General features: G+C 55.8%; 1 protein-coding gene. It reads right to left on the bottom strand.

The window, feature by feature from the left end; translation table 11 throughout:
- Nucleotides 1-33 precede the first annotated feature (33 nt).
- Nucleotides 34-412, bottom strand: a 379-nt coding sequence (locus tag R3X27_RS25570; protein WP_317711733.1) for an integrase core domain-containing protein, incomplete at its 5' end; no start/stop codon positions are given.

The following is a 412-nucleotide window of genomic DNA, read 5'->3' as shown; positions in this document are numbered from 1 at the left end:
GATCAGCCCCACTTGAGTGGTCCAAATTGAAAGTTAGTGCATGGTCGGCCTTAGGTCCATCGGGACGATGGCTTCCGGAGCCGGTGGTCGGTAGCCCAAGGCACTGTGTGGCCGTTTGGTGTTGTAGTGTTTTCTCCAGCTTTCGATGATGATTTGGGCTTCGCGCAGTGAGTAGAAGATTTCACCGTTCAGTAACTCATCCCGCATTCGCCCGTTGAAGCTTTCGCAGTATCCGTTCTCCCAAGGCGACCCTGGCTCAATGTAGGCGGTATTGGCTCCGACGGCTTTGATCCAGCCTCTGACGGCCTCAGCGATGAATTCCGGGCCGTTGTCCGAGCGAATGAAAGCAGGCACGCCGCGCAGAATGAACAGGTCTGTCAGCGCATCGATGACCTCGGTCGAGTTCAGCTTT

The organism is Tropicimonas sp. TH_r6, from assembly GCF_033101155.1.
Taxonomy (GTDB): domain Bacteria; phylum Pseudomonadota; class Alphaproteobacteria; order Rhodobacterales; family Rhodobacteraceae; genus Tropicimonas.
The sequence above is the reverse complement of the archived record's forward strand: the minus strand, read 5'-3'. Positions and strand labels throughout refer to the sequence as shown.